Origin of the sequence: Nissabacter archeti (genome assembly GCF_018257325.1) — a bacterium.
GTDB lineage: Bacteria > Pseudomonadota > Gammaproteobacteria > Enterobacterales > Enterobacteriaceae > Chimaeribacter > Chimaeribacter arupi.
In genome coordinates, this window is record NZ_JAERKB010000006.1 from 184154 (window position 1) to 210663 (window position 26510).

Sequence of the window (26510 nt, forward strand, 5' to 3'; positions counted from 1 at the left end):
ATGTGCACTGCTCTGATAAAAGGCCGCATGCGGCCTTTTTCTTATCTTTACAAATGTAGCGGGATTGTAACCTTCCGGACAGCGTTAAAGATAATCAACGTGCAAAATTTCATATTCCACGTCGCCGCCCGGCGTGTTGATCACCACCACATCATCCTGCTCTTTGCCAATCAGGCCGCGGGCAATCGGGGAGTTTACCGAAATGAGGTTCTGCTTAAAGTCAGCTTCATCATCCCCTACGATCCGGTAAGATTGTTCTTCATCCGTATCCAGGTTCAGGACCTTCACGGTGGCACCGAAAATCACCCGGCCATTATTTGGCATTTTTGTGATATCGATCACCTGAGCGTTAGACAGTTTTGCCTCGATCTCCTGAATACGCCCTTCACAAAAGCCCTGTTGCTCACGGGCGGCATGATATTCAGCATTCTCTTTCAGGTCGCCGTGCTCACGCGCATCAGCAATATCAGCGATAATTTTCGGGCGACGCACACTCTTAAGGTAATCAAGCTCTTCGCGCAACTTCTCTGCGCCACGCAACGTCATCGGAATCTGTTTCATAGTTACACTACCTCTACTTCTATCCTGATTAAAAATCCGCCTTCCTGACGTGTTCGGATGAAAATGCGCAGGACCGGCGTGGCCCTTTCGCTTCCAGGCGAGAAACAAAAGAATCCTGACCGGCAGTGATAGCCGGGTCAGGATTGGTTTTGCATTTTGATACGCATTTTAACGTAGAGTTCATTATGGGTCATCGTTTACTTTTTCCTGCTTTGCACCGTAGTATGACGGCACATTATCCATCTGTTGCCCCAAAATTATGCGTTTTTCACGAATTGTCAGCGGATTAACCTGCGCATTTATGTTGTCTGCCCATGCTGCGCCGGTCGAAGATTACACGCAATACCTGCCTGATGGTGCCAACCTGGCACTGCTGGTTCAAAAAGTAGGCTCAACGACGCCCGCCATTGATTATCACGGCCAGCACATGGCGTTACCGGCCAGTACCCAAAAAGTGCTGACGGCATTGGCCGCGTTGCTGCAACTGGGGCCGGATTTCCGCTTCAATACGACGTTTGAGAGCAGCGCGACGATCGCAGATGGCGTATTGCGCGGCAACCTGGTGGCGCGTTTCGACGGCGACCCAACCTTTAAACGGCAAAACCTGCGCAATATGGTTGCGGCGCTGAAAAAGCAGGGTATTCGTGAAATCACCGGTGATGTGATTGTGGATACCTCCGTGTTTGCCAGCCATGACAAAGCGCCGGGCTGGCCGTGGAATGACATCACCCAGTGCTTCAGCGCTCCGCCGGCTGCCGCGATTGTTGACCGCAACTGTTTTTCAGTTTCGCTTTACAGCGCCCCAAAGCCTGATGATATCGCCTTTATCCGGGTAGCTTCCTACTACCCGGTGCATATGTTCAGCCAGGTACGTACGCTGGCAAAAGGCTCGCCGGATGCGCAATATTGCGAACTGGATGTGGTGCCGGGTGAACTTAACCGTTTCACGCTGACCGGCTGTCTGACCCAACGTGCTGACCCGCTGCCGCTGGCGTTCGCTATCCAGGATGGGGCCGCTTACGCGGGGGCCATCCTCAAAGACGAGCTTCAGGATGCCGGGATCCAGATTGGCGGCACATTGAAACGCCAGACACAGCAAACCCCGGCCGGAACAGTCCTGGCGCAGACGCAATCCCTGCCGTTGCATGATTTGCTGAAAATCATGCTGAAAAAGTCCGACAATATGATCGCCGATACGGTGTTCCGGACTATCGGCCATGAGCGCTTTGGCGTGCCGGGAACCTGGCGCGCCGGGGCAGATGCTGTCCGTCAGATTTTGCGGCAAAAAGCCGGGGTAGACCTCGGCAACAGCATCGTTGTGGATGGCTCCGGCTTATCGCGCCATAACCTGCTCTCCCCTGCCACCATGATGCAAGCACTGCAATACATCGCCCAGCATGACAACGAGCTGAATTTCATCGCGATGTTACCGTTGGCCGGTTATGACGGCACGCTGCGTTACCGCGGCGGCCTGCATGAGGCGGGTGTGGACGGCAAAGTGTCGGCGAAGACGGGTGCGCTTCAGGGTGTATATAACCTGGCCGGGTTTATCACCACCGCCAGCGGCCAGAAGATGGCCTTTGTGCAGTACCTGTCCGGCTATGCAGTTCCACCGGAAGATCAGCGCACACGGCGCGCCCCGCTGGTGAGGTTTGAAAGCCGCCTCTATCGCGATATCTACCAGAATAACTGAGCATGAAACTACTGATCATTGAAGATGATGCACTGTTGCAACAAGGCCTTTCGGCCGCGCTTTCTGCGCAGGGCTACGTGTGTGACTGCGTCAGCTGTGCAGCCGACGCAGTCCGTTATCTTCCTGCCAGTCAGTACAGCTTAATTATTCTTGATCTGGGGCTGCCGGATCGCGACGGCACGTCGCTGTTGCGTCAGTGGCGGCGTGAAAACATGGCGCTGCCGGTGTTAATTCTGACGGCGCGTGATGCCATGGAGGATCGGGTAGAGGGGCTGGATGCAGGCGCGGATGATTACCTGATAAAGCCTTTCGCGCTGGCTGAACTGCAGGCGCGTGTCCGCGCTCTGTTGCGGCGCTATCAAGGGCACAGCGATAATCTGCTGACCGTGGATAATCTCACGCTTAATCTGTCGACTCAGCAGGTTTCTCTGGATAACAAACCCCTGGAGATCACGCCTAAAGAGTTTGCCATTCTGTCCCGGTTGATGCTGCGTGCAGGGCACACGGTCAACCGGGAGCTGTTACAACACGATCTCTACACCTGGCAGGATGATTTAGGCTCCAATACTCTGGAAGTGCATATCCACAATCTGCGCCGCAAACTGGGCAAAGAGCGCATCCGTACCGTGCGCGGTATTGGTTACCGGCTGGATGCCCAGTCATGATCAGTATGCGTCGGCGTTTATTGTTAATGCTGGCGTTAATTCTGCTGGTCACCCAACTCATCAGTGTTTTCTGGCTCTGGCATGAGAGCCGGGAACAGATTAGCCTGCTGGTGGATACTACACTGACCGCTAAAGTCCGCAACCAGCACGTGGAAATGGAAATTGCCGAGGCAGTGGCTTCCTTGCTGGCTCCCTCGCTGATTATGCTCGGCATCACGTTACTGCTCTCCTTCTGGGCCATCAGCTGGATTATCCGCCCGCTGAATCAGCTGCAACAGCGTCTGCAGAACCGTTCTGCGGATAATCTGACTCCCCTGCCGATTAATAGCGATATGCAGGAAATTGTGTCGGTGACGACATCGCTTAATCAACTTCTGGCGCGACTCTCCAATACTATTCAGCAAGAGCGCCTGTTTACGGCCGATGCAGCTCATGAATTACGCACGCCCCTGGCGGGCATCAGGCTTCATCTGGAGCTGATGGAGCAAAAGGGAATCACTGAAAGCCGGGTGTTGATCGCACGTCTCGATCTGCTGATGCATACCATTGAGCAGCTGCTCATGCTGTCACGGGCCGGGCAAAACTTTGCCGGCGGCCACTATCAGCGGATTAACTGGGTTGAAGAGGTTGCCCTGCCCCTGCGCGAAGAGTTGGAGGAGATGGCTGCGCAACGTCAGCAAACGGTGATATGGCACATGCCAACCCAGGCCTGGATGGAGGGGGATGCGGTATTGCTGCGGCTGATGTTACGGAACATGGTGGAAAATGCGCACCGTTACAGCCCTGAACAGACGCGCATCACTGTGTCGTGTCTGGCACAGCAGGCGCAATGGCAACTGACGGTGAGCGACGAAGGGCCGGGCATTGATGAAAATCTGGCGGGTGAGCTGACTAAGGCCTTTACGCGGATGGATCAACGTTATGGCGGCAGCGGGTTAGGGCTAAATATTGTTATTCGTATCGCCCAGCTTCACCGGGCGACCCTGACGCTACAAAACCGGCCTAAAGGGGGTTTGGCGGCCCAATGCCTGCTCCCTTCCCGGCTTGATCCAGCCTGATTGCTCAGATGCGTATAAAAAAGGCTGCCCGAAGGCAGCCTTTTTTCCGCAGATTAACGCTGGTAAATGATTTCGACGCCTTCGTCGTCATCTTCATCCCAGTCGTCATCCCACTCTTCTTCTGCTTCAGCCTCAGCTTCGGCCAGCTGTTCACGGTGGTAATCATCCCACATGAACTCTGCTTTTTCCGGCTTGCTCTCTTCGATGGCCATTTCACGCGGCTGCGTGTTCAGGAAGCTCATCACATCCCAGCACAGGGCATTTACCCCAGCGCGGTTTGCTGCTGAGATCAGGTAGTATTTACCTTCCCAGCCCATTTCTTCCGCAATGGCTTTGGCACGGGCTTCCGCTTCTTCATCGTCCAGCAAGTCAACCTTGTTGAACACCAGCCAGCGCGGCTTCTCAGACAGTTTTTCGCTGTACTGCTTCAGCTCGTTGATGATGACACGGGCATTTTCAACCGGGTTAGATTCATCGATCGGGGCGATATCCACCAGGTGCAGCAGCACGCGGCAACGCTCCAGGTGCTTCAGGAAGCGAATGCCGAGGCCTGCGCCTTCCGATGCGCCTTCGATAAGCCCAGGAATGTCAGCCACCACGAAGCTCTGTTCGCTGTCCATACGCACCACACCCAGGCTCGGCACCAGCGTGGTGAACGGGTAGTCCGCCACTTTTGGCTTCGCCGCGGAAACCGCACGGATGAAGGTCGACTTACCGGCGTTCGGCAGGCCCAGCATCCCGACGTCTGCCAGCAACAGCAGCTCCAGGTTAATGTCACGCTTTTCGCCCGGCGTGCCCATGGTTTTCTGGCGCGGAGTACGGTTAACGGAGGACTTGAAGCGGGTGTTACCAAGGCCGTGGAAACCGCCCTTGGCGACCATCAGGCGCTGCTGGTGACGGGTCAAATCGCCCACCACTTCACCGGTGCCCTGGTCGATAATACGCGTCCCGACCGGCACCTTAATGGTAATGTCTTTGCCGCGTTTACCGGTGCAGTCACGGCTTTGGCCGTTTTCACCCCGTTCTGCCCGGAAAGACTTCTCAAAACGGTAGTCGATCAGGGTATTCAGGTTCTCATCAGCCAGCAGGTAGACATCACCGCCGTCGCCGCCGTCGCCGCCATCCGGGCCGCCTTTAGGAATATATTTTTCGCGACGGAAACTCACGCACCCGTTGCCGCCATCACCTGCCACCACCAGAATCGTGGCTTCATCTACAAACTTCATTTGCTGTCTCCGTAAATCATTCGTCTGAGGGCTTTAATGAAGCAACCAGACTTTTTTCTGTCCGCCCGGGCCACCAACGGTGGCCAATTGCGGAAAACATTGCCCCTGACACCACAACGATCGCCCCGAGGTATCCCACCACATTCAGCGCAGGCACCGCGAAGAAATGCGGCCAGGCCAATGCCAGTAAATTCGAAAATAGCAGGGTAAACAGCGGTGTCAGCGTCACCAGGGCACTTACCTGTGCCGCCTGCCAGCGCGCCATGGCCTCAGCCAGCGCGCCATAGCCAATCAGGGTGTTGGCGCCACAAAACAGCAGACAGGCGAGTTGCCAGCCGCTCAATTGCATGATCATCCCCGGATGCGCCAGAGGAAAAAGCGCGACTGCACACAAAGTGTACAACATTACCAGGATCTGTTGCGATGCCAGGCGACGCAAAAGAACCTTTTGTGCCACGCCATAGCAGACCCAGACGGACGCGGCGCACACACCGAGCAAGACGCCCAGCGTGTAATCGGTCAGCCGGGTAAAAATTTCAATCAGGCTGTTGTTGAAAAACATGATCAGCCCGCAAATCAGCATCGCTGCGCCGATCACCTGCGTAATGCGCATCCGCTCTTTAAGGATGAACACACTGGCGATCATCATCCCAACCGGCGAAAGCTGGCCAATCACCTGTGAGGCTGTCGGGCTGAGGTATTGCAGCGAGGAGCTGAAAAAGATGAAGTTCCCCAGCAACCCTGCCGTGGCAACCGCCAGCAGCGCCAGCCAGCGCGGCTTGCCGAACAAGCGTAACGGCGGCAGATTCCCCCTGACAGCCAACAGCCCGCCCAGGCCCAGTGCGGCCATGGTAAAGCGGTACCAGACAACGGTAAACGGGTCCATGACCTGGAGTACCTGTTTCATCGCGATTGGCAATGCGCCCCAAAATACGGCGGTGGTCAATGCCAGCATGATGCCGATGCCTGCCTGCTGCCTGGTTTCCATATCCTGCCCCGACGTCCACTCTAAAATGTAAAAAGCCCCGCAACAGAATTGCGGGGCTTACATCTACCAGTAAGGCTCGAAAAACTTATTCAGCAACGATGCTGATGAATTTACGATTGTTCGGGCCTTTTACTTCGAACTTAACTTTACCGTCAGCCAGTGCGAACAGAGTGTGGTCTTTGCCGCAACCTACGTTGGTGCCTGCGTGGAACTTGGTCCCGCGCTGACGAACGATGATGCTGCCTGCCAGTACTGCTTCGCCGCCAAAGCGCTTCACGCCCAGACGTTTAGCTTCGGAATCGCGACCGTTACGAGTCGAGCCGCCAGCCTTTTTATGTGCCATTTTATGCTCCTAAACTTAAGCGCTGATGCCGGTGATTTTCACATCAGTGAACCACTGACGGTGGCCCTGCTGCTTACGGTAGTGTTTACGACGACGAAACTTAACGATTTTAATTTTCTCGCCACGACCGTGAGCCACAACTTCAGCGGTGATTTTGCCACCATCGACGAAAGGAACGCCGATGTTGATTTCTTCACCATTGGCAATCATCAGCACTTGGTCAAACTCAACAGCTTCACCAGTTGCGATGTCCAGCTTTTCCAAGCGAACGGTTTGACCTTCGCTTACTCGGTGTTGTTTACCACCACTTTGGAAAACCGCGTACATATAAAACTCCGCTTTCCGCGCACTCGCCTTTAGTAGTTCAAAGCGCGCTATAAATATTCACAATAGGGCGCGAATTCTACGCAAAAAAGCATCGCATGACAAGAGCAGAATAAAGTCAGAAGAAGAAAAAAAGCACAGCTCATTTCGCGACGTTTATCTATGCCATTTTTCAAGTACAATCAATGGTACTGTTACTACGATGAGCCGCTGCGTGCGGTGCTCCCATTCATGGTGAAGAGCATCCTAATAGAAAAAAACACAATGAACCTTGAACAGATTACCGACTTAACCGCACAAGATATGGCGGCCGTAAACGCGATCATTCTCGACCAGCTCAACTCTGATGTCACCCTGATCAACCAGTTGGGCTACTACATCATCAGCGGCGGCGGCAAGCGCATCCGGCCGATGATCGCAGTTCTGGCTGCGCGCGCGCTCAACTATACCGGCCAGAAACATGTCACCGTTGCGGCCCTGATTGAATTTATTCATACCGCCACCCTGCTGCACGATGATGTGGTTGACGAGTCAGATATGCGCCGCGGCAAAGCCACGGCGAATGCGGCCTTCGGCAACGCAGCCAGCGTGCTGGTCGGCGATTTTATCTATACCCGTGCCTTCCAGATGATGACCGGCCTGGAGTCACTGCGTGTACTGGCGCTGATGTCTGAAGCGGTCAATGTGATTGCCGAAGGCGAAGTGCTGCAACTGATGAACTGTAACGATCCGGACATCACCGAAGAGAGTTACATGCGGGTTATCTACAGTAAAACGGCCCGGCTGTTTGAAGCGGCGGCGCAGGCTTCGGCCATCCTGTCAGATGCCACCGAGCAGCAGGAAAAAGCGTTGCAGGACTATGGCCGTTACCTCGGCACCGCTTTCCAGCTCATCGACGATTTACTGGATTACGATGCCGATGGCAGCACGTTGGGCAAAAATACCGGCGATGATCTGGACGAAGGCAAACCGACCCTGCCGCTGTTACATGCCATGAAACACGGCAATGCCGAACAATCTGCACTGATCCGTCAGGCGATTGAGGAAGGCAACGGCCGCCATCTGCTGGAGCCGGTGCTGGAAACCATGCATCAGGCCGGGTCACTGGCCTATACCCGCCAGCGTGCGGAAGAAGAAGCGGATAAAGCCATTGCCTGCCTGAGCATCCTGCCGGACACGCCATACCGCCGCGCCCTGGAAGGGCTGGCGCACCTGGCCGTGAAACGCGAGTACTGAGGCAATAACCGGCTGCCTGGTCACCGGGGCAGCCGGTTAAGCAGCCCCTGCATCCCCTCTTTGACAATCAGGGCGATCACCCGCCGGCGTTGCGCGTCGGTCAGTTGGTGATAGCCCTCGATCCAGATCGTTAATGGGCTTTTCCCAGGCTTTCCGGGCACGACGCCAGAACACTGCCTCGTCAATTCAGCGACGGCGGCGGCCGGTAAACTCCGGATAGAATATTCCACCGCTTTTCCCTGTACGCCATGACGGCGCCGCCTGTCCCAGCCTTCGCGCCGGGCTCTGGCATTTACGCCCTGTGGGGTTGAAGGCAGGCTATACACTTCTGCCAGCTCTTTGGCCGTAAACCACGCTTGTTTCATTATCCTTCTCGCGTCTGAATGCCCGGTTAAGACAGGACACGCCCTGATCACTGCCGCGTGTTTTTAACCCCTCTGTTATACCATTCACCCACAAAGACCACACCAAAATTACGCGTATAAACGCGGATGCACAGATTTTTCAGACCCCTTGCCCGCTTTCAGGGATTTTTCAGATAAATTTTCGTTAATTTTCTATAAAAACCATTAATACATACTCCGTAAATGATTGATGGAAAACATTACCGTTCTGTTTCGTTTGGCTTATTTCACTGCATTTACAGCCATTATTTGTTGATGAGCACACATTCTTACCGTCTTTCAGAAAGTTATTTGCGCAAACTTACTAAATTTGATGTTATGAATTTCTCAAAATGCACGCAGGATTTTAAGCAACATGTGCATGTGGACGAGTAAGGACAAAGGGAATGAACATCAAGCTAAAGGCGGATTGGCACTCAGCAGATATTATTTCTGCCCTGCATAAAAGGGGCACGTCAATGGCGGCATTATCACGTAAAGCGGGGTTGAGTTCCTCGACCCTGGCCAACGTGCTTTACCGCCCCTGGCCTAAGGGAGAATGGATTATTGCCCACGCTCTGGGTGTTCACCCGAAGCGCATCTGGCCCAGCCGTTATTTTGATGCAGAGACGCTGTTACCGATTGAGCGGACAACCCGCCGGCCTTTGCCGAAGAAACTGCAACAGCCTTTGCCGAAGAGAGTGCCGCAGCCGTTGGTGAGAAAGGAGCGCGCCGGGGTGAAAAATCCCGGTTGAAAAAACCGCTGAAGCCAGCCCGGATTCCGGCCCCGAAAACGAACCGCTGGCATAGCGCCAGCGGTAATAGGGAAGTTATGCGTTAACGAATTTTACCCGTTAACGAACTGTTCCCCCAGTTCGATATCCTTGCGCAATACCTCCAGCATCCCTTCCAGCGCCTGTTTTTCAAATGCGCTTAATGTGCCGATATCCTGGCGTTCAGCCACGCCCTCTTTACCCAACAGCAGCGGTTGCGCAAAGAAACGGGCATAGCGGCCTTCCCCTTCAACATACGCGCACTCTACCACGTTACTTTCACCTTGCAGCGCCCGCACCAGCGACAGGCCAAAACGCGCGGCAGCCTGGCCCATAGAGAGTGTGGCTGAACCTCCGCCCGCTTTGGCTTCCACCACTTCTGTCCCGGCGTTCTGGATACGCCTGGTCAGCTCTGCCACTTCGTCCTCAGAGAAGCTGACGCCCGGCACCTGTGACAGCAGCGGCAAGATAGTGACACCGGAGTGCCCGCCAATGACCGGCACTTCAACCTCTTCCGGCTGTTTGCCTTTCAGCGCAGCCACAAAGGTATTCGCCCGGATGGTATCCAGGGTGGTCACGCCAAATAATTTGTTTTTGTCGTATACGCCGGCTTTTTTCAGTACTTCAGCCGCAATGGCCACGGTGGTGTTAACCGGGTTGGTGATAATACCGATCAATGCGCCGGGGCAGGTTTTCGCGACCTGCTGGATCAGGTTACGCACAATCCCGGCGTTGACGTTGAACAGATCAGAGCGATCCATACCCGGCTTACGTGCCACCCCGGCAGAGATCAATACCACGTCAGCGCCTTGCAAGGCCGGGGTGGCATCTTCACCACTGAAACCTTCAATGCTTACTGCAGTAGGGATATGGCTGAGATCGACGGCCACGCCGGGCGTGACGGGTGCGATGTCATAGAGAGAGAGTTCCGAACCTGAAGGCAATTGGGTCTTAAGCAAAAGGGCGAGCGCCTGACCAATACCGCCGGCTGCGCCGAGGACTGCAACTTTCATCCTATACTCCTTTTTTATGGTAAACGTAAAAATGCTGTGAATTCAGAACATTAATACTTTACGTCATCGCGTGATCCACCACAAACCATTAACAGGGCCTGTGCGGGCTTAGGCGATAATTCAGCCCGAACATTAAGGAAACTGCGAAGTAAATGAAGATCATAGTGCACAACGTGCCTGCAGAGTATGACATGATTCACAGCCTGCTAACCGTGAGCCGTGTGGCATCGATGCACAACATTTGAACAACATAATCTTAATAAGAATTCTACATATTGCCACCCGGCTAAAAACCCTGCCCAAACGGCATATTCATTACACAATGATTTTGCTACACTTCGCGCCTTTCCTTGTGCGAGTAAGCCTCAGATGATGCAGGCCCTCTCTCGACATTGCATAAAAATTCAATTATATGCATAATAATGACGTCAACTTTAGCTATTTCACGGTGCAATATGCGTAATCCCGCAAAACAAGAAGATCTGATCAAAGCCTTTAAGGCGCTGCTGAAAGAAGAAAAATTCAGTTCTCAAAGCGAGATTGTCCAGGCGCTGCAGGAAGAAGGTTTTGATAATATTAACCAGTCCAAGGTTTCGCGGATGCTGACCAAATTTGGCGCGGTACGCACCCGTAATGCCAAAATGGAGATGGTGTATTGCCTGCCCGCTGAACTGGGTGTGCCGACGACCACCAGCCCGCTGAAGAATCTGGTGCTGGATGTGGATTATAACGATGCCGTGGTGGTGATTCGCACCAGCCCAGGCGCCGCACAATTGATCGCCCGCCTGCTGGATTCGCTGGGTAAATCGGAGGGCATTCTCGGCACCATCGCCGGTGACGACACCATCTTTACCACCCCGGCAAATGGCTTTTCGGTGAAACAACTCTATGAGGCCATTCTCGGCCTGTTTGAACAAGAGCTGTAACCGGTGTGATACCGCAAGGGTACTGGCCAGGCTGGCCGGGCCATTGCGGTAGGTATGCTGCCCCCTCTCCTTCTCCTTTTCCGCCCCTCTGCCTGCTCATTGTCCCTGAGTGATAATTCCAGTGCGTTACCTGCATTACGCATATTGCTGCGCACTTCCCTGCTTCAGCAGTGATTATCACTGCTATGAACAGCACATTTAGTTAAATCATCCTAGATGTTTGATCTTACGAAAAATTAACCATAAATGTTCACGATTTATACAATTTTTATGCTTTTTGGTTATTAAAAACTCACAAAGCCCCTCAAAGTAACCTCAAAAACTATTAGCGTCCTATTTATTTTCGAATGTTACCAGGCGTATACTTCTTTCCGTGATGAAACTCACAGTTTCCTAACGAATAATAAAATACGACGAGGCTAAACCATGAACATTAAAACAACCATCGCGGCTGCCAGCATCCTTTCTGCACTGTCATTCGGCGCGTTTGCAGCACAATCTATCGATGCCAATCAGGCCGCTTCTCTGCAACCTATGGGCACCATTTCTGTAAGCGGCGTCAGCGCAGCACCTTCTGACATCCGTCAGGCACTGTCTGAAAAAGCGGATGATAAAGGCGCAAAAGCCTACCGGGTTATCGAGGCGTATAACAACGGCAACTATCACGCGACTGCAGAAATCTACCAGTAATAAAACGTGCCCGGTAAAACGCACGTCAGTGAATCCCTGAGGGATCGGTGATCCCGGCAATGCATCAGAACAACCGGCAGGCAATACCTGTGATATGGCCTTAACGGTTGTCAGCCAACATTAAGGAACATCATCATGAACATGAAAAAAACCCTGGCCGCCCTGGCCCTGCTCTCTGTTGTCTCTGCCGGTGCCTCTGCCGCTGAGCTTATTACTGCGCCGGACAGCAACCTGACCCCGGCAGGCACCATCAGTGTCAGCGGTGTCAGCGGTTCTCCGTCTGATATCCGCCAGGCACTCTCAGAGAAAGCGGACAGCAAAGGGGCGAAAGCCTACCGCGTGATTGAGGCCTATCAGAACGGCAACTACCACGCCACCGCTGAGATTTACCAATAAGCACTCCCCCTCTGGAACCTTGCCGGCGCCCTCTCCCTACTCAAACCATTACGTTAAGAGGGTGCCGGGTTATCTCTTCAGGAATAGATCGTGTCATTACAAGTTATACCGGCCGTGTGTGGGTTGCTTGCTGCCCTTTCGTGGAGTGTGTCGGCGGCCCCTGTAGAGGCGAATGATGCCCAGGGGAACACGCAACATGCAGAAATGCTGCCGCTGACGCTGCCACACGCACTGACGGTAAAAGCCATTGAAAAAAAGGTGAGTGAACCTCACCGCTACGGCGTGCTGGAAAGCCAGGAGTGGCATACCCGCCCGCTCTGATCCAGATGTACCCTCGTCCTATCCGACGAACCCCATTGCCCCCGTTTGGGGGCTTTTTTTTGCCTGGAATGACGTGAAGGCGGGGCGTTGCCCAAAAAAACAGGGAGGCGAATGCCTCCCTGTTTTTGTAGCCCGCGGAATTGTCGTAGCCCGCGGAATTGTCGTAGCCGGTGCGGTTATCACTGCCGGTAACGTTTACCGGGCCGCTTTGGCCGCCAGCTTTTCCAGCAGCTTGTTATGAATACCGCCGAAGCCGCCGTTGCTCATCACCAGGATATGGTCACCCGGCTGGGCCGCTTTCACCACCATGTCGGCCAGCGTCTCCACGTCGGCGCTCCAGTGCGCGGGCTGGATACACTCCTCAGCGACTTCGGTGACCAGCCACGGAATATGCTGCGGCTGGAACAGGAAGACTTCATCAGCCCGGCCAAGCGACGGTGCCAGCTCGTTTTTGCACATCCCCATTTTCATGGTATTCGAGCGGGGTTCCAGCACGGCCAGAATGCGTGCTGTACCACCGACCTTACTGCGCAGCGCCGCCAGGGTCGCCAGAATGGCCGTCGGGTGGTGGGCAAAATCGTCATACACCGTGACGCCATTCTCCTCACCGCGCAGCTCCAGGCGGCGGCGGGCGTTGATGAAGTTATCCAGCGCCCGGCAGGCGTCCGCCGGCAAAACGCCCACATGGCGCGCCGCGGCAATCGCCATCAGGCCATTGTGCATATTGTGTTCACCCACCAGCGACCAGTTCACTTCGCCCACGCGCTCGCCATTCAGGAAGACCTCGAAACGGCTGGCGTCCGGCGTCAGCTTGGCAGCACGCCAGGTGCCGTTTTCACCGAGGAACTCCTGCTCACTCCAGCAGCCCATCGCCATCACCTGCTTCAGGTGGGCATCATTTTCCGGCAGGATAATTTTGCCCTGGCCCGGCACCAGGCGCACCAGATGGTGGAACTGTTTCTGGATCGCTTTCAGATCGTCGAAGATATCGGCGTGATCAAACTCCAGGTTATTCAGGATCAGCGTGCGCGGGCTGTAATGCACGAATTTGGAGCGTTTATCAAAGAAGGCGCAATCATACTCATCGGCTTCAATCACAAAGAATGGGCTGTTGCCCAGCCGGGCGGAGACATCAAAGTTCCCCGGTACCCCACCAATCACAAAGCCGGGCTGGTAGCCGCACGCTTCGAGGATCCAGGCTGCCATGCCGGCCGTGGTGGTTTTTCCATGCGTACCGGCCACGGCGATAACCCAGCGATCATGCAACACATCATCATGCAGCCACTGCGGGCCGGACATATAGCGGATGCCGCGCTCCAGTACCGCCTCCACACAAGGGTTACCGCGTGACATGGCATTGCCGATGATCACCAGGTCCGGTGCCGGGTCAAGCTGGGCCGGATCGTACCCCTGAATCAGGTTGATGCCCTGGTTCTCCAGCAGCGTGCTCATCGGCGGATAGACGTTATCGTCTGAACCGGTTACGTCATGGCCCAGGGAGCGGGCCAGCATCGCCAGCCCGCCCATAAAGGTGCCGCAGATACCAAGAATATGAATACGCATATTATTTCCATTAGATCACATCAGGTCAGCCGGTATTCTACCGCTCGGAATCGTCCAGAAGAAATGGATTTGCCTATGAATCGTCCATATCTTTACGTTAAACTCATTTCGCTTATGTTGGTGGTTTGTATCAAAAACCACTTTCCATCATTAGATTCAGGGATTGTGTCATGAAAACGTTAGGCGAATTCATTGTCGAGAAGCAGCACGATTTTCCCCACGCCACAGGTGAACTGACGGCGTTGCTCTCCGCGATCAAACTCGGTGCCAAGATCATCCACCGGGATATCAATAAAGCCGGGCTGGTGGATATTCTGGGGACCAGCGGCGTATCAAACGTTCAGGGCGAAGTGCAGATGAAGCTCGATCTGTTCGCCAATGAAAAGTTGAAAGCGGCGCTGAAAGCCCGTGGTGAAGTCGCGGGGATCGCGTCGGAAGAAGAAGATGAGATCGTGATCTTCGAAGGCGCGGAAGATGCCAAATACGTGGTGCTGATGGACCCGCTGGATGGCTCCTCCAACATTGACGTCAATGTGTCTGTCGGCACAATCTTCTCTATCTACCGCCGCATCAGCCCGATCGGCACACCGGTGCGGGAAGAGGATTTCCTGCAACCGGGCAGCGCGCAGGTCGCGGCCGGGTATGTGGTGTACGGCTCCTCAACCATGCTGGTCTACACCACCGGCTGCGGCGTGCACGCCTTTACCTATGACCCTTCCCTGGGTGTGTTCTGCCTGTCCCATGAAAAAGTCTGCTTCCCGGAAAAAGGCAACATGTACTCCATCAACGAGGGGAACTACATCCGCTTCCCGCTCGGGGTGAAGAAGTACATCAAATATTGCCAGGAGCAGGATGAGGCGACCCAGCGCCCTTATACCTCACGCTACATCGGCTCGCTGGTGGCAGATTTCCACCGCAACCTGCTGAAAGGCGGCATCTACATCTACCCAAGCACCGCCTCGCACCCGAAAGGGAAACTGCGCCTGCTGTATGAGTGCAACCCGATGGCCTTCCTGGCTGAACAGGCCGGCGGCAAGGCCAGTGACGGTATGCGCCGTATCCTCGACATTACGCCTGAATCCCTGCACCAGCGTGCGCCATTCTTTGTCGGCACCCGTTCGATGGTGGAAGACGCAGAGCGTTTCATCGAGCTGTACCCGGACAACTGATTCGCCACCGTGGCACACTCCCGAAGGGCGATCGTCAGATCGCCCTTTTTTATTGGGGGTGCGCAGCGTTGCCGCCTGCCGGCCGGTGAAGGATAAGTCTGAAAGTACCGCAAGCGGCGGCCTGGGCGTTTCCCGCCGGGCTGACCGCATGTTAAAAGGACAGGAATTCATAAAAGAGTTGGCTATAATAGCCGGCACTCTAATTCTGGTTCGATGAAAGGAAACCACTATGAGCTTGAACAACGTACCGGCGGGTAAAGATCTTCCGGAAGACATCTATGTAGTGATTGAGATCCCGGCTAACGCGGATCCGATCAAATATGAAATCGACAAAGAAACCGGCGCCCTGTTCGTTGACCGTTTCATGTCCACCGCGATGTTCTATCCGTGCAACTACGGCTACATCAACAATACCCTGTCCCTGGATGGTGACCCGGTAGATGTGCTGGTGCCGACCCCATACCCGCTGCAACCAGGCTCCGTGATCCGCTGCCGTCCGGTTGGCGTGCTGAAAATGACGGACGAAGCGGGCGAAGATGCCAAGCTGGTCGCCGTACCGCACAGCAAGCTGACCAAAGAGTACGATCACATCAAGGATGTGAACGACCTGCCGGAACTGCTGCGCGCCCAGATCAGCCACTTCTTTGAACACTACAAAGATCTGGAAAAAGGCAAATGGGTGAAAGTCGACGGCTGGGACAATGCCGACGCCGCTAAAGCTGAAATCGTGGCCTCTTTCGAGCGCGCGAAGAAGTAAGACTCATCAGCGTCACGCCTTATGATGTACGGCGTACCCTGTAAAAAAAAACACCGCTCAATGAGCGGTGTTTTTTTATGGGCGAGCTCCCGGCATTCACAGTGTCCGGGGTTCACGCGTCAGCCAGTTACCACTGGCAATGCGCGGCACGCCCGCCAGTGAACGCTTATAGATGTAGATCCATGCGCTGCCGTAGGGCGTTGCAATCAACTCCCGGCGGTAGTCCTTGGTATTGCTTTTCAGCTCGTCCAGTTCTGCAAGGATACCGGCATTAATCCGGTATACCTCACAGTAAATCGTGCCCTCACCGGGGACGGCCGCCGGATACTGCCCCAGATCATAGAGGTCAAACCCCTCTAACTCATGATCGCCCAACCATTGGGCGTTGGTCATCCAGTGACTGTTACCCTGCTTGCGGCGCAAGCTGCCGTAGACAATTATTCGCATCGTTAAAACTCAAACTGATAGAGCAAATCCAATGCCTGGTCGAGTCCAGACACCGCTTCCAGATACAATTTCGGCATCAACCGGTAACGTAACGTCAGGGTCGCCAAAGAATCAAATATTCCTACACCATATTTTACTTGCAGGCCGGGCAGCACATAACCGCTGACCACCACCTGGGAGCTGTCGCCTACCCCGGCGGTATCCAGGGCCAGGTTGCTTACCCCGAACGCCTCGCCGATTTTACCCACAAGTTTACCACTTTGTGCAACCCCTAATCCCACCAGCATCGAGGTCATCATACTGCCGTCCGTGCCGGTGTCATCCAGCCCCTGGCCGCGCAGCAGATACGAGAGCGCTTCCTGTTGTGACATCGCCGGATCAGAGAAGATCTCCAGCTTCGGCTCGTCGGCCATGCCGGTGACTTTCACCCCGGCCACCACATCATTCTCGGTGGATTCCGGGTTACGGATCGCCTCAATGTTCAGCAGCGGTTGCGCCGGCGGGCCGGAGAACAGTAACTGCCCTTTGCGCACAATCAGATCCTGGCCATAGGCGTGGAAGCGGCCGGACGGAATATCGATCTGCCCGTTCAGCCCCAGCCCCTGCTGATCCTGCACCACTTTGAGCGCACCTTTCAGCTTCGCCCGCAGGCCAAAGGCATCCAGCCGCACATTGTCGCCAATGTTGACGGTCAGGTTGCTGTTGATCGGGATCGAGGCTTTTTTCGTTTCGATCGGCTGGTGTTGCGCATCCAGCATCACTTCATCCGACGACACGCCCACCGCGCTCTCCGGCAGGTCCTGCACCGTGATCCGCGCCCACGGGATATCGACATTACCGTTCAGCGAGAAGAGCTGCGGCGTCGCCTCAAATACCAGATCCGGCGAGACATCGAGCCGCACCATCGGCGGCACGATCACGCGCACCTTGTCACCTTTTGCCGCGATGCGCGCCCGCCAGGCATCAATCTGCGCCCAGTCCGCGTTACCGGCCAGCGACAGCTGGCCTTGTGTCGTCTGGATCAGGCCATTGAGCGTGGAATTGTCACCGTTGAAGTTCAGGCCCAGGCGGCCGTTGGTAATGTCAAACGGCATCCATGAGCCGTCGATATCCACATCATCCAGCGCCATTTGCCCATACACCAGCGGACGCTGGGCGTTCCCGCCCAACCGCAGGTTGGCACTCAGCAGCCCCTTGGCTTTTTCATCGCTCGACAGCACCGGGTTAAGCATCGCCAGGGAAATAGCGTTAATGCTGACATTGCCCGAAATGTTGCGGCGGCCCTGCGGGTCACTGACCTGCACGTCACCGGCCAGCTGGCCGTTGTCCGCGATCTTGATAAGCCACCCCAGCCGTGCCCGGCCCTTGTCCAGCCCGGCCGAGAGGTTCAGCGTGTCGAAATCTACCGGCAGGGTTTTGCCCTGTAGGTTCTGCCGGACTTTTACCCCTTTGCCGGAAAGCGACACAGCCGCCTGCGGCAGGCCGCCCGCGGCATTCCAGCTGACATCCGCTTTGCCGGTAAAGATGCCGCTGAGCCGGGTATCGTCCGTCAGGTAAGGTTTGACCATCGCCAGATCAAAACGGTTGAGCACCAGGCTGGCCTGCCCGCTCGCCCCGGCGTTGATGGTTTTCGGCACACAGAGTTCAGCATTCGGGTTCAGCCAGCAATGCGGGCCTACTGTCACGCGCTGTTCATTGTTGAAATACTCCAGCGCGATTGCGCGGCTGAGCCGCACTTCACCGACCGGCGTATCAAAGCGGGTATTATTGAGGGTGCCTTGCCAGCGCTGGGTCTGCCGGTCAAAACTGCCGGCCAGCGCCAGTTGGCCGGAAACCGGTTTGCCGTCAATACGCAGTTGCATCTGGTGCTGCTTTTCGCTGCCTTTGGCCTCCAGCGTTAACTGCCGGATCGCCAGCGAAGCCTGGGTCAGTTGCTGCACCCGCACGGCCAGTTCACCCTGGATCTGCTCACCGGAGCGCACGTCCCCTTTCACGTTGACGCTGTTGATGCGCAGTTCCTGCCAGCGTAACCGGCTGGCAGTGAGATCGGCCAGAACCTGCGGGGCCTTCAGGTTTCCGCGCAGCTTCAGGTTGCCTTTCGCCACGCCGCCCAGCCCCGGCAGGGCGTTATCCAGCGCCGGTGCATCGATCAGGGCATCCAGCGCCCAGTTCTCGTCCAGCTTGCCTTTCACATCAATTGCGTTGCGGCCGAGCGCCAGGTGCATTTGCGGAATATCCCACTGCCCGGCGGCATTGCCGCTGAGCTGGCCGCGCGCCTCGACCTTGTTCTGCCGCACATTACCGTCCAGTTGCAGCTCGGGAATGCGCAATTGCATGTTGCCGCCATACAGGCTGCCGCGCGTGACAATTTTGCCGCGCAGCGTCGCCGGCCATTCCGGCCACTGCTTCGCCGTGTTGATGCCGTCCAGCGTCAGCACCGTATTCCAGCTGATGGCTTTGCTCCAGTCCACCACGCCACTGAGGTCGGTGTTGCCCTGGAGGGCGGCCACCCGCAGCCGCGCCAGCCGGAACTGTTCAACATTGCCGCCGCCGTCCAGCGTGACGGTAGCCGGCGGCAGCCCGACACCGCTGATGTCAGAATGCAGGCCGAGCCGGTAATCCACCGCTTTGCCGTTGAGGCTGACGTCAATATTCTTCACCTGATACTGCGGCTCGCCCACCAGCGGCCAGCGCAGTTCATCACTTTTCAGTGACAGCGCCAGCGGCAGCCCGGCCTCGGCCAGTTGCGTCTGCACGGTAAGATCGCTGCGTACCGGCCCAGAGAGGTTCAGCGCCACGTTCAGTTTGTCACGCAGCCCGCCGCCGACCGTCAACCTGGCTTTCTCTCCTTTGAGCGGGTCCACATTCAGCGTGCTGTTCACGTCTATTGCCAGCGGCCAGTTGCCGCTGAGTGTGGCCTGCCCGCGGGCATTCAGGGTGCCCTGCGGCGAGTCCACATCCAGCGTGTCGAGTTGCAGATGCTGATCTTTGGTGCTGGCCTGTAACAGCAGTGAGGTGACGGTAACGTCGGTATCACCGGTCAGGCGCAGCTGGGTGCCGCGCACGGATTTCACCGTGATATCCAGCGGCAGGCGGAATTCCGGCAGATCCGGCAGCAGCGGTTTGGCGAACAGCTGTTTCAGGGTGTCGCCCAGCGGCGGCCCAGGCGGTGCCGGTTTGGCCGGTTCCGGCGGGGCGGGTTCGGTGACCTTCTCCAGCGCCAGTTGGGCGGCGGTCGGCAGTGCCACCAGCAGGGAATTAATCTGCGTCGGCATCAGCGTCAGGGCGCGATCCTGCCATTGTAAGCCGGTGCGGAATTCATCCAGCGCAATCGCGGTGTTATCCACGGTCACTTTAACGTTATTGACCCGCAGCATCCGCAGGATGATGGGGTACGGCGTGCTCAGGTTGCTGTTGCCCGCTTCTTCTTCCGGTTGCGGGGCGGCCGGGGCCATCTGTTGGGTATTGACCGCCACATTCACATCCTGCGCCGTCAGCGCATTCACACAGAGCTGGCTGCGGCGGAAACAGGAGAGATCCAGCGAAAGATGGAACTGCCCGGCATTCACGGTGACACCCGGCATTTTATAGGTCACGCCGGTCAGCGTCAGGGAACGCCAGCCGCCGGTGACGCTGTTAATCTCCAGCCCCGGCACCCAGCGTGCCGCGCCGTTAATCACCAGATGCAGGCCGGTTTGCGTGCCGAGCAGAAAGGCGACAGTGCCCAGCAGCAGGAGCACCACGATCAGCACCCCAAGAGAAATCTTTTTCAACAGGCTCATAATTCAGGCCCCAACCCAATGTAGAACTCGACGCCGTGCTCTTCCTGATCGCCAACCGGGGCGGCGAAATCCAGTTTTACCGGGCCAATCGGTGATGCCCAGCGCACGCCTACCCCGGCGCCGGTCTTCACGTTGCTCTGTTTGATGTCGTTGACCGCTTCACCGGAATCAACAAACACCGCGCCCCACCACTTGCCGGTCACGTTGTATTGGTACTCCAGCGAGCCGGTCGCCAGCTTGGAGGCACCGGTGAGTTTGCCTTCATCATCCCGTGGTGAGATCGATTTGTACTGGTAACCGCGGATGCTGCGATCGCCCCCGGCAAAGAAGCGCAGGGAGGGCGGCACCCGTTCGAAGTCGTTGGTTTCAATCCAGCCCAGATTGCCGCGCACCACAAAGCGGTGTTTCTCCGCCAGGGTTCGGATCCAGACGTTTTGCGCCTGCACCACGGCAAAATCGATGTCAGAACCCCAGCCGGTATCGGAGACGTCAAGCGAATAGCGCTGCGAATCGCCCCAGTCCGGCATCAGCCCGCCGCGCTGGCGCGTCCGGCTGACGCTGACACCGGGGTAGATCAGCATCGTGGTGTTGGTGACGCTGCCCTGCGTAAAGTGGTCCATGCTCCAGCGCAGGTTGATGGCTTTTTTCCAGCCGCTGGAGGCATCCCAGTAGCGCGCCACGTTGGCGGTGGCCCCATCGGACTCGGTGTCGTTGAGGTCTTCGCGTTTGAAGCCGCCCTGTACCACGTAATATTGTTCGATCGGGTTTTTCAGCAGCGGGATTTTATAGCTGAGCTCCAGCTCCTGCTCCGGCCCGGAGAGGTTCATGGTGCTTTCCAGGCTGTGGCCGCGTGAGTTAAGCCAGGGTTTTTTCCAGTTGGCTTTGATGCGCGGCCCGACGTCGGTGGAGTAGCCCACCCCGGTTTCCAGCGTGTTACGGGTACGCGGCGTGACGACCGCGTTTAACGGCAAGACTTTGTGCTCTTTGGCATTCTTGAATTCAGGCGCGACCACCACGGAATTGAACCAGTTGGTGGCAGAGAGGCGACGGTTCAGCTCAGCCAGATCGCTGGCGCTGTAGTAGTCACCCTCATGGAAGGGAACAAGGTTTTGCAGATAATCATCACGGATTTGCGCACCCTCAAAGGTGACGCGGCCGAAGCGGTAACGCTGCCCGGTATCGAAGTCGATGTCCCAGAACGCCTGATGCTGATCCTGGATGATGCCGAGCTGGCTTTTGCGCATGGTGGCATCGAAATAGCCTTTGCGCACCGCCACATTGGTAATCGAACTTTTGAAACTTTCATAGGTGCCGTGGTTGAGCTGAGTCCCTTTCACCGGGATATTATTTTTCTTCAGCGTCTGGTAGTCCTCATCGTCTTTGCCCTGCCCTTCAATCACGACAGAGGTGCCGGCAATCCTGACCGGCTCACCCGGCGTGACGCGCGCAATCAGCACCGGACGGCCGGGCGGCGGCGTGGCCCGGTACTCAAAATCGATGGTGGGGTCGTAATAGCCGAACGGCCGTAACCCCTGGCGGACTGCCTTATCCACACTGGCCCGGAAACGCCCGTCAGCCGTGACTTCATCACTGCCGATGGCGGAAAGCCGCACCCGCACATTTTTCTCTAAATCCCCGCTCAAACCCTCCACCTGCAACCGCAACGTTGCGGCATGTGCCAGGGGGGAAGCCAGCAGTACACATAAAATACTAAGCACCCGGTTTTGTCGCACACGTACTCCTGGGAATGTTTTACTGTCCTGTAACGCAACACGCTGGCATAAAAAACAGCATCAGTATGGGCGAAATCCCTTCGGCCGGTAGCCGTTTAACCCTGAAATTTTGATTATCGTAAGAAAATTAATCGATAACAGACGATGTATTGTGTGCAAAGACGCAATCAGATACAACTAACGATCCTTACCCTGCTATTGAATGGAGCCCAGCGTGGTGCAGAATTTCGACAAAACTCAACCTGTTACTCAGGAAAACGCGTTACCGGGGCGGACCACGCCAATGCCGGTCGCCCCCCTTCATGCGGTCACCGGCCACTCCATGACCCATGTTCCTGACGGCATGGAGGAAGCGATTTTTGCGATGGGCTGCTTCTGGGGCGTAGAACGCCTGTTCTGGCAACAGCCGGGCGTGCACAGCACCGCGGCCGGTTACAGCGGCGGCTACACGCCAAACCCGACGTATACGGAAGTCTGCACCGGGCAGACCGGCCATGCGGAAGTGGTACGGGTGGTGTTTGACCCGGCCGTCATCAGCTATGCCACCCTGTTACAGCTGTTCTGGGAAAACCATGACCCGGCTCAGGGTATGCGCCAGGGCGGCGACATCGGCACCCAGTACCGTTCGGCGCTTTACCCGCTGACGGCGGCGCAGCAGGCCGCAGCGGAGCAGAGCCTCGCCGCGTTCCGCCGGGCGATGCTGGCCGCCGGCGACACCCGGCCGATTACCACGGAGATTACCGCGGCGCTGCCCTTCTATTATGCTGAGGATGAGCACCAGCAATATCTGCATAAAAACCCGGAAGGCTATTGCGGCCTCGGCGGCATCGGGGTTTGCCTGCTGCCGCAGTAATGCCTGAACGGCCGCCCGGTGCCCTTTTTTCTCCGCTGGCGGCCTTCTCAGCGCTGCTGCTATACTATGCGTGCTGCAAATGTAGGCTGTTTGCAGCATTTCTGTCTGTTATTTTAGAATTTTTCACTCAGTGTTACCCCCTGCCTCAAACGCGCCGGTCGGGAACCGGAACTAAGCGGATAAACTATGCTAAACAGTATATTACTCATTCTTTTATTGATCGCCGTGAGCGCCTTTTTCTCCCTGTCGGAGATCTCCCTGGCTGCCTCACGAAAAATCAAACTTAAACTTCTGGCGGATGACGGCAGTATTAATGCCCTTCGCGTGCTGAAACTCCAGGAAACACCCGGCATGTTCTTTACCGTGGTGCAGATTGGCCTGAACGCGGTGGCCATCCTCGGGGGTATTGTCGGTGACGCGGCCTTCTCGCCGGTATTTGAAACCTTCTTTATTCGTTTTATGTCGCCTGAGCTGGCTGAGCAAATCAGCTTTATCTGTTCCTTTGTGCTGGTTACCAGCTTATTCATCCTGTTTGCGGATTTAACCCCGAAGCGCATCGGTATGATTGCACCAGAGACGGTTGCCGTCCGGATCATCAACCCGATGCGTTTCTGCCTGGCGGTATTCCGCCCGCTGGTCTGGCTGTTTAACGGGCTGGCGAACTGTATTTTCCGTCTGTTTAAACTGCCGATGGTACGTAACGATGACATCACCTCTGATGACATCTACGCCGTGGTGGAAGCCGGCGCACTGGCCGGGGTGCTGCGTAAGCAGGAACATGAGCTGATTGAAAACGTGTTCGAGCTGGAATCGCGCACGGTGCCCTCCTCCATGACCTCGCGGGAAAGCGTGATCTTTTTCGACCTGCGGGAGAGTGAAGAGAGCATCAAGCAGAAGATCGCGACGCATCCGCACTCGAAGTTTCTGGTGTGCGATGGCCATATCGATCAGGTGGTGGGGTATGTGGACTCCAAAGATCTGCTGAACCGGGTGCTGGGTAACCAGAGCCTGATGCTGAGCAGCGGCGTTCAGATTCGCTCGGCGCTGATTGTGCCGGACACCCTGACGCTCTCCGAAGCGCTGGAGAGTTTCAAAACTGCCGGTGAAGATTTCGCGGTGATCCTGAACGAATATGCGCTGGTGGTCGGGATTATTACCCTGAATGACGTGATGACCACACTGATGGGTGACCTGGTCGGCCAGGGCATGGAAGAACAGATTGTGGCGCGTGATGAAAATTCCTGGCTGATCGAAGGCGGCACGCCGATCGATGACGTCATGCGCGTGCTGCACATCGACGAGTTCCCGCAGTCCGGCAACTATGAAACCATCGGCGGCTTTATGATGTTCATGCTGCGCAAGATCCCGAAACGTACCGACTTTGTGAAATTCTCCGGGTACAAATTCGAGGTGGTGGACATCGACAGTTATAAGATTGACCAGTTGCTGGTTACCCGCATCAGTGACAAGCCACTGACGCCGCTGCTGCCGAAAACGCCGGAAGAACTGGCGCGCGAGAAAAGCCTGTAACGGTTTCCCTCTGCCCCTTCGCTCAGCACAGACAATAATGGCCCCAATCGGGGCCATTATCTTTTATCCGGGTATGCTCTAAGGTACGGGGGTGTTACCTGACCAACGCGTTGACGCGCCCGTCATTACATCTCTGCCTGTAGGCTCATTACCTGGCGGTTAACTTCAGACATCACACTGAAGTGACGCTTATCGCGTACTTTCGGCAATAAAATTTTGCCGTTATCAAATTCAAATGCACCAACATCTTTGATGTAGATTCGACCACGAAACAGCGTTTTTACATATTTAGCCACTTTTAGCGGATTATAACGCTGAAAGATTCTCATTTCTTACTCTCTCCTTGCTGGGATCCGTTGTGTTCCTGCCAGATAAATAACCAGACTAGGGGCAGCTCTTCGAAACGAACACAACGTAATGGACTTTAAAAATAGTCGTTAGTTCTGAAATTGCCACTCTGTTTTGTTACTTTTACAGAATCTGACAGTAAATTGCATGTAATCAAACTGCTCTGAATACGTTGTACCGGTCTGGCGCCGGATACCTTGCCGGAAAGCGATCCTCATCACGCTTACCAACAGGACAGACCACTGATTACAGCTTATGATGCGGCTTTCTACTATCAGAGCGCTCTTAAACCGATCGCATCGCCAAGGAGAAAGCATGTTCAAGCATAGTCTGCTGACTATAGTGTTAATGGCTTCATCATTTATCGCCTCCGCCCACAATTTTACAATTATGCAACCTGTTCCCCCGGTCTATGTCAGTGACAAAGGTGAACTGCTGCTTAACCACGGCACCTTCAGTTACCAGCGCTGGCAAAGTGCCGCATTGGCCGGGAAAGTCCGTGTTATCCAGCACATAGCAGGCCGTACTGCGGCTAAAGAGATGAACGCGCCACTGGTCGAGGCCATCAAGGCAGCCAATCTACCCGCCAAATATTACCAAACGACGACAATCGTCAATTCAGATGACGCGATCATCGGCACCGGTGCTTTTGTGCGCAGCAGCATTAAAGAGAGCAAAGAGAGTTTCCCGTGGTCACAGTTTGTGGTGGATGACCAGGGCGTGGTGCGAAAAGCGTGGGCATTGAAAGAGGCCAGCTCAGCCATCGTGGTGCTGGACACCGCCGGCAAGGTGCGGTTCGCCAAAGAGGGGGCGTTAACGGCGGCGGAGGTGCAGCAGGTAATCGCCCTGCTGCACCAGCTTATCCCGGCGGCTTAATAGAGTGAAACGCGGAAGCCGGGGTTAATAAAGGATTCGCGCGGGGTATAGCTCAATGTCTGGCCCTGCCAGTCATGCACCTGCGCCCCGGCGGCCAGCGCCACGGCGTGGCCGGCCGCGGTGTCCCAGATGGACGTCGGCCCGAAGCGCGGGTAAAGCTGCGCTTTCCCTTCGGCCACCAGGCAGAACTTCAGCGATGACCCGACAGCCACGGTCTGGTGCTCGCCCAGTTGCGCCAGATAGTCCTGCAACTCCTGGCTGCCGTGCGAACGGCTGACCACCACCAACGGCGGGCGCGCATCCCGCACCGCGATCTGCTCCCGGCGGCCGCCCTCTTCTTTCCAGGCTTTGCCGTCTGCCGCAGCGTACATCACGCCGGTAACCGGCACATACACCACGCCCAGCACCGGAATGCCATGTTCAATCAGCGCAATGTTCACGGTGAAGTCACCGTTGCGCTTGATGAACTCTTTGGTGCCGTCCAGCGGGTCAACCAGCCAGTAGCGGTCCCAGTGCCGGCGCACATCCCAGGCCGGGGGATCCTCTTCTGACAGCAGCGGGATATCGGGCGACAGCGCCGTCAGCCCGCGCTTAATCACCTGATGCGCGGCCAGATCGGCTGCCGTTACCGGCGAGTCATCTGTCTTGGTTTCAACATCAAGGGGCTTGTGGCCGTCATAGACCTCCATGATCGCCGCGCCCGCTTCCCGGGCCAGCTGACAAATTTTTTCCAGCATCCTCTACCTCTGCAATTTTGAACCTTATTAAGCAGACTAGTTATTTTTCCCCTGAAGATCTATAGCCGTGCCTGATGGATAACGCCCCCTGCCTGGAACAGGCCCGCCAGACGTGATTT

The 26510-nt window shown here is 55.9% G+C and carries 27 protein-coding genes; 14 read left to right on the forward strand and 13 right to left on the reverse strand.

What is annotated here, in order from left to right; genetic code table 11:
- Nucleotides 1-84: 84 nt before the first annotated feature.
- Entirely contained in the window at nt 85-561 is a 477-nt protein-coding gene (gene greA, locus JK232_RS09795; RefSeq protein WP_072927095.1) for a transcription elongation factor GreA, read from the reverse strand.
- A gap of 259 nt (nt 562-820) precedes the next feature.
- Between greA and dacB the strand changes: the two genes are divergently transcribed.
- Genes dacB through pmrB form a run of 3 tightly spaced genes read left to right on the forward strand, consistent with a single transcriptional unit; the run spans nt 821 to nt 3977 of the window.
- Entirely contained in the window at nt 821-2254 is a 1434-nt protein-coding gene (dacB, locus tag JK232_RS09800) for a serine-type D-Ala-D-Ala carboxypeptidase (RefSeq protein WP_072927093.1), read from the forward strand.
- Between the two features lie 2 nt (nt 2255-2256).
- Complete coding sequence (gene pmrA, locus JK232_RS09805; protein ID WP_101828191.1) at nt 2257-2919, forward strand: two-component system response regulator PmrA; 663 nt, start codon at nt 2257-2259, stop codon at nt 2917-2919.
- A complete protein-coding gene (gene pmrB, locus JK232_RS09810; RefSeq protein ID WP_212589110.1) occupies nt 2916-3977 on the forward strand; it encodes a two-component system sensor histidine kinase PmrB in 1062 nt (353 codons plus the stop codon). Before pmrA ends, pmrB begins: the two co-directional genes overlap by 4 nt.
- 53 nt (nt 3978-4030) lie before the next feature.
- On the opposite strand, the gene cgtA is transcribed toward pmrB, so the two are convergent.
- The 4 genes from cgtA to rplU all read right to left on the reverse strand — a co-directional run bounded on the left by cgtA (nt 4031) and on the right by rplU (nt 6861).
- The gene (gene cgtA, locus JK232_RS09815; RefSeq protein WP_072927088.1) at nt 4031-5203 is read right to left on the reverse strand and encodes an Obg family GTPase CgtA; all 1173 of its coding nucleotides are present in this window, start codon (nt 5201-5203) and stop codon (nt 4031-4033) included.
- Between the two features lie 16 nt (nt 5204-5219).
- Nucleotides 5220-6191, reverse strand: coding sequence for a DMT family transporter (locus tag JK232_RS09820; protein WP_072927087.1), 972 nt, complete (start codon nt 6189-6191; stop codon nt 5220-5222).
- Nucleotides 6192-6276: 85 nt separating this feature from the next.
- Nucleotides 6277-6534, reverse strand: a complete 258-nt coding sequence (gene rpmA, locus JK232_RS09825) for a 50S ribosomal protein L27 (protein ID WP_072927085.1) — start codon at nt 6532-6534, stop codon at nt 6277-6279.
- Nucleotides 6535-6549: 15 nt separating this feature from the next.
- On the reverse strand, nt 6550-6861 hold the full coding sequence (gene rplU, locus JK232_RS09830) for a 50S ribosomal protein L21 (RefSeq protein WP_072927084.1): 312 nt from the start codon (nt 6859-6861) through the stop codon (nt 6550-6552).
- A 261-nt stretch (nt 6862-7122) separates the two neighbouring features.
- Here rplU and ispB point away from each other — a divergent pair, with 261 nt between their 5' ends.
- On the forward strand, nt 7123-8094 hold the full coding sequence (gene ispB, locus JK232_RS09835) for an octaprenyl diphosphate synthase (protein WP_072927387.1): 972 nt from the start codon (nt 7123-7125) through the stop codon (nt 8092-8094).
- Between the two features lie 20 nt (nt 8095-8114).
- Here the strand turns inward: ispB and JK232_RS09840 are convergent, their stop codons facing one another.
- Nucleotides 8115-8459 (reverse strand): DNA-binding protein, encoded by a 345-nt coding sequence (locus JK232_RS09840; RefSeq protein ID WP_072927082.1) that lies wholly within the window; start codon nt 8457-8459, stop codon nt 8115-8117.
- Nucleotides 8460-8884: 425 nt separating this feature from the next.
- Between JK232_RS09840 and JK232_RS09845 the strand changes: the two genes are divergently transcribed.
- Nucleotides 8885-9232, forward strand: coding sequence for a helix-turn-helix domain-containing protein (locus tag JK232_RS09845; RefSeq protein ID WP_079205173.1), 348 nt, complete (start codon nt 8885-8887; stop codon nt 9230-9232).
- Between the two features lie 92 nt (nt 9233-9324).
- Here JK232_RS09845 and mdh read toward each other — a convergent pair whose 3' ends face one another.
- Nucleotides 9325-10263: a malate dehydrogenase gene (mdh, locus tag JK232_RS09850; RefSeq protein WP_072927081.1), complete on the reverse strand. Its 939-nt coding sequence runs from the start codon at nt 10261-10263 to the stop codon at nt 9325-9327.
- 455 nt (nt 10264-10718) lie between these two features.
- On the opposite strand from mdh, the gene argR reads away from it, so the two are divergent.
- The 4 genes from argR (at nt 10719) to JK232_RS09870 (ending at nt 12596) form a co-directional block, all read left to right on the forward strand.
- Nucleotides 10719-11189, forward strand: a complete 471-nt coding sequence (gene argR, locus JK232_RS09855; protein ID WP_072927079.1) for a transcriptional regulator ArgR — start codon at nt 10719-10721, stop codon at nt 11187-11189.
- A 426-nt stretch (nt 11190-11615) separates the two neighbouring features.
- Nucleotides 11616-11879, forward strand: coding sequence for a peroxide/acid stress response protein YhcN (gene yhcN / locus JK232_RS09860; protein WP_072927077.1), 264 nt, complete (start codon nt 11616-11618; stop codon nt 11877-11879).
- A 135-nt stretch (nt 11880-12014) separates the two neighbouring features.
- Complete coding sequence (gene yhcN, locus JK232_RS09865) at nt 12015-12275, forward strand: peroxide/acid stress response protein YhcN (protein ID WP_072927075.1); 261 nt, start codon at nt 12015-12017, stop codon at nt 12273-12275.
- Between the two features lie 90 nt (nt 12276-12365).
- Nucleotides 12366-12596, forward strand: coding sequence for a hypothetical protein (locus JK232_RS09870; RefSeq protein ID WP_139300261.1), 231 nt, complete (start codon nt 12366-12368; stop codon nt 12594-12596).
- Between the two features lie 195 nt (nt 12597-12791).
- On the opposite strand, the gene mpl is transcribed toward JK232_RS09870, so the two are convergent.
- Nucleotides 12792-14159, reverse strand: a complete 1368-nt coding sequence (mpl, locus tag JK232_RS09875; RefSeq protein WP_072927073.1) for a UDP-N-acetylmuramate:L-alanyl-gamma-D-glutamyl-meso-diaminopimelate ligase — start codon at nt 14157-14159, stop codon at nt 12792-12794.
- Nucleotides 14160-14329: 170 nt separating this feature from the next.
- Between mpl and fbp the strand changes: the two genes are divergently transcribed.
- Nucleotides 14330-15328, forward strand: a complete 999-nt coding sequence (gene fbp, locus JK232_RS09880) for a class 1 fructose-bisphosphatase (protein ID WP_072927072.1) — start codon at nt 14330-14332, stop codon at nt 15326-15328.
- Nucleotides 15329-15557: 229 nt separating this feature from the next.
- Nucleotides 15558-16085 carry an inorganic diphosphatase gene (ppa, locus tag JK232_RS09885; RefSeq protein ID WP_072927070.1) on the forward strand — a complete coding sequence of 176 codons (528 nt, stop codon included), beginning with the start codon at nt 15558-15560 and terminating at the stop codon, nt 16083-16085.
- 96 nt (nt 16086-16181) lie between these two features.
- Here the strand turns inward: ppa and JK232_RS09890 are convergent, their stop codons facing one another.
- From JK232_RS09890 to tamA, 3 genes are read right to left on the reverse strand one after another with little or no spacing between them, the layout of a single operon-like run.
- Nucleotides 16182-16532 (reverse strand): gamma-glutamylcyclotransferase family protein, encoded by a 351-nt coding sequence (locus JK232_RS09890; protein ID WP_072927069.1) that lies wholly within the window; start codon nt 16530-16532, stop codon nt 16182-16184.
- Between the two features lie 2 nt (nt 16533-16534).
- Nucleotides 16535-20314 (reverse strand): autotransporter assembly complex protein TamB, encoded by a 3780-nt coding sequence (gene tamB / locus JK232_RS09895; protein ID WP_212589111.1) that lies wholly within the window; start codon nt 20312-20314, stop codon nt 16535-16537.
- Complete coding sequence (gene tamA / locus JK232_RS09900; protein ID WP_072927065.1) at nt 20311-22047, reverse strand: autotransporter assembly complex protein TamA; 1737 nt, start codon at nt 22045-22047, stop codon at nt 20311-20313. The genes tamB and tamA overlap by 4 nt, the downstream gene beginning before the upstream one ends.
- Nucleotides 22048-22264: 217 nt before the next feature.
- Here tamA and msrA point away from each other — a divergent pair, with 217 nt between their 5' ends.
- Nucleotides 22265-22900 carry a peptide-methionine (S)-S-oxide reductase MsrA gene (gene msrA, locus JK232_RS09905; protein ID WP_101828217.1) on the forward strand — a complete coding sequence of 212 codons (636 nt, stop codon included), beginning with the start codon at nt 22265-22267 and terminating at the stop codon, nt 22898-22900.
- A 186-nt stretch (nt 22901-23086) separates the two neighbouring features.
- The gene (paeA, locus tag JK232_RS09910; protein WP_072927063.1) at nt 23087-24430 is read left to right on the forward strand and encodes a polyamine export protein PaeA; all 1344 of its coding nucleotides are present in this window, start codon (nt 23087-23089) and stop codon (nt 24428-24430) included.
- 125 nt (nt 24431-24555) lie between these two features.
- Here paeA and JK232_RS09915 read toward each other — a convergent pair whose 3' ends face one another.
- Nucleotides 24556-24759, reverse strand: a complete 204-nt coding sequence (locus tag JK232_RS09915) for a DUF1107 domain-containing protein (RefSeq protein WP_072927062.1) — start codon at nt 24757-24759, stop codon at nt 24556-24558.
- Nucleotides 24760-25093: 334 nt separating this feature from the next.
- On the opposite strand from JK232_RS09915, the gene JK232_RS09920 reads away from it, so the two are divergent.
- Entirely contained in the window at nt 25094-25654 is a 561-nt protein-coding gene (locus JK232_RS09920; protein WP_101857812.1) for a YtfJ family protein, read from the forward strand.
- Here the strand turns inward: JK232_RS09920 and cysQ are convergent.
- Nucleotides 25651-26391 carry a 3'(2'),5'-bisphosphate nucleotidase CysQ gene (gene cysQ, locus JK232_RS09925; protein WP_072927058.1) on the reverse strand — a complete coding sequence of 247 codons (741 nt, stop codon included), beginning with the start codon at nt 26389-26391 and terminating at the stop codon, nt 25651-25653. The two genes, JK232_RS09920 and cysQ, sit on opposite strands and share 4 nt — an antisense overlap.
- Nucleotides 26392-26510 lie beyond the last annotated feature (119 nt).

What these genes read in the sequence shown, in the direction of transcription:
- pmrB (WP_212589110.1), top strand. Translation starts at nt 2,916, where the DNA reads ATGATCAGTATGCGTCGGCGTTTATTGTTAATGCTGGCGTTAATTCTG.
- JK232_RS09920 (WP_101857812.1), top strand. Translation starts at nt 25,094, where the DNA reads ATGTTCAAGCATAGTCTGCTGACTATAGTGTTAATGGCTTCATCATTT.
- JK232_RS09820 (WP_072927087.1), bottom strand. Translation starts at nt 6,191, where the DNA reads ATGGAAACCAGGCAGCAGGCAGGCATCGGCATCATGCTGGCATTGACC.
- cgtA (WP_072927088.1), bottom strand. Translation starts at nt 5,203, where the DNA reads ATGAAGTTTGTAGATGAAGCCACGATTCTGGTGGTGGCAGGTGATGGC.
- dacB (WP_072927093.1), top strand. Translation starts at nt 821, where the DNA reads ATGCGTTTTTCACGAATTGTCAGCGGATTAACCTGCGCATTTATGTTG.
- mpl (WP_072927073.1), bottom strand. Translation starts at nt 14,159, where the DNA reads ATGCGTATTCATATTCTTGGTATCTGCGGCACCTTTATGGGCGGGCTG.
- ispB (WP_072927387.1), top strand. Translation starts at nt 7,123, where the DNA reads ATGAACCTTGAACAGATTACCGACTTAACCGCACAAGATATGGCGGCC.
- yhcN (WP_072927075.1), top strand. Translation starts at nt 12,015, where the DNA reads ATGAACATGAAAAAAACCCTGGCCGCCCTGGCCCTGCTCTCTGTTGTC.
- cysQ (WP_072927058.1), bottom strand. Translation starts at nt 26,391, where the DNA reads ATGCTGGAAAAAATTTGTCAGCTGGCCCGGGAAGCGGGCGCGGCGATC.
- rplU (WP_072927084.1), bottom strand. Translation starts at nt 6,861, where the DNA reads ATGTACGCGGTTTTCCAAAGTGGTGGTAAACAACACCGAGTAAGCGAA.
- tamB (WP_212589111.1), bottom strand. Translation starts at nt 20,314, where the DNA reads ATGAGCCTGTTGAAAAAGATTTCTCTTGGGGTGCTGATCGTGGTGCTC.
- argR (WP_072927079.1), top strand. Translation starts at nt 10,719, where the DNA reads ATGCGTAATCCCGCAAAACAAGAAGATCTGATCAAAGCCTTTAAGGCG.
- JK232_RS09840 (WP_072927082.1), bottom strand. Translation starts at nt 8,459, where the DNA reads ATGAAACAAGCGTGGTTTACGGCCAAAGAGCTGGCAGAAGTGTATAGC.
- fbp (WP_072927072.1), top strand. Translation starts at nt 14,330, where the DNA reads ATGAAAACGTTAGGCGAATTCATTGTCGAGAAGCAGCACGATTTTCCC.
- paeA (WP_072927063.1), top strand. Translation starts at nt 23,087, where the DNA reads ATGCTAAACAGTATATTACTCATTCTTTTATTGATCGCCGTGAGCGCC.
- JK232_RS09890 (WP_072927069.1), bottom strand. Translation starts at nt 16,532, where the DNA reads ATGCGAATAATTGTCTACGGCAGCTTGCGCCGCAAGCAGGGTAACAGT.
- ppa (WP_072927070.1), top strand. Translation starts at nt 15,558, where the DNA reads ATGAGCTTGAACAACGTACCGGCGGGTAAAGATCTTCCGGAAGACATC.
- rpmA (WP_072927085.1), bottom strand. Translation starts at nt 6,534, where the DNA reads ATGGCACATAAAAAGGCTGGCGGCTCGACTCGTAACGGTCGCGATTCC.
- JK232_RS09845 (WP_079205173.1), top strand. Translation starts at nt 8,885, where the DNA reads ATGAACATCAAGCTAAAGGCGGATTGGCACTCAGCAGATATTATTTCT.
- JK232_RS09915 (WP_072927062.1), bottom strand. Translation starts at nt 24,759, where the DNA reads ATGAGAATCTTTCAGCGTTATAATCCGCTAAAAGTGGCTAAATATGTA.
- mdh (WP_072927081.1), bottom strand. Translation starts at nt 10,263, where the DNA reads ATGAAAGTTGCAGTCCTCGGCGCAGCCGGCGGTATTGGTCAGGCGCTC.
- yhcN (WP_072927077.1), top strand. Translation starts at nt 11,616, where the DNA reads ATGAACATTAAAACAACCATCGCGGCTGCCAGCATCCTTTCTGCACTG.
- pmrA (WP_101828191.1), top strand. Translation starts at nt 2,257, where the DNA reads ATGAAACTACTGATCATTGAAGATGATGCACTGTTGCAACAAGGCCTT.
- greA (WP_072927095.1), bottom strand. Translation starts at nt 561, where the DNA reads ATGAAACAGATTCCGATGACGTTGCGTGGCGCAGAGAAGTTGCGCGAA.